Origin of the sequence: Brucella grignonensis (assembly GCF_002252505.1) — a bacterium.
Lineage (GTDB): Bacteria > Pseudomonadota > Alphaproteobacteria > Rhizobiales > Rhizobiaceae > Brucella > Brucella grignonensis.
Window position 1 is genome coordinate 1 of sequence record NZ_NNRL01000088.1, and the last position, 985, is coordinate 985.

Sequence of the window (985 nt, forward strand, 5' to 3'; positions counted from 1 at the left end):
GGCAAGCCGCAGGGCGAGATAGAGCTGGAACTGAGTCCCCTTGGACATCTCGACCGCCTGCTTGGAGCCTCCCTGCCGTGACAGACCGATCAGTGCTTCCCGGTCATTATCAGGCCGCGTGGTCAAGCCGGTATACTCGTCGCGGGTGATCAGCCGGAACGCCTCGGATGCCCGGTTCATCATGGCGCTGCGGTGCTTGTCGCGATAGGCGCGAATGCCATGCTCGGCGATTAGGCTCCCGCTCCTGAGGCGAAGATAGCGCAGCGCCAGCTCCTCGATTTCCAGAAGCAAGGTGCGCCGGTTCGCCTCGAGGCGGGCTGCGGCATCATCGCCGCCGATGGCGGTCAGGCGATCGGTAACCTGCGCCCTGTCCGCGAAGAGGTTCTTTGATCGGCCGTCGAGATCTTCAAGTCGCGTGATGAGCTCGGCCTGCTCGCGCTGCAGTTCGGCCAGGTCGGTATTGGCAAGACTGGCCAGGGCAGCCTCGAGCGATTGCAGCTGCATGTCACCGACGATCTGCCGTTCCAGCTTGCTCTTCTGTTCGACCAGCTCATCCCTTTTGCGGCAGCGTTCGAGAGCTTGCCTAACATCCGCAAGGGTCCCGGTCTGGAAGAAATCGGTCAGTTCCTTCTTGCGCGCGGCATGGACCGCGAACTCACCATCCAGCCGCTCTCGTTCGGCCGCCAGGTCGACAAGGCTTTGGTCCCGTTCCAGCCGCTTCGCCTCGACCTGTCTGGCTTCCTCGCGCCGCCGGAGCAGGGCCTTTGCGGCGTCAAGGGGAGCACTGCCGTCGAATGTTTCGCCGAGAGCGTCATACAGATGGGTAACTGCGTCGACGAAGGACTTTCGATCTGCCTCCATGGACGCGATGCGGTGAAGCAGATCATCCTTCTCGCGCAGGACTTCCGGCAGGCTGGCGATGGCGTCGAGAAGCTCGCGGACAGCGCCTACTTTTTCTTCCCCGTTGAACCAGGTGTTTTCGAGT

The 985-nt window shown here is 62.4% G+C and carries 1 protein-coding gene; it reads right to left on the bottom strand.

The features are described from left to right. Positions 1-985, bottom strand: a 985-nt coding sequence (locus tag CEV33_RS23900) for an ATP-binding protein (protein ID WP_407923789.1), incomplete at both ends; no start/stop codon positions are given.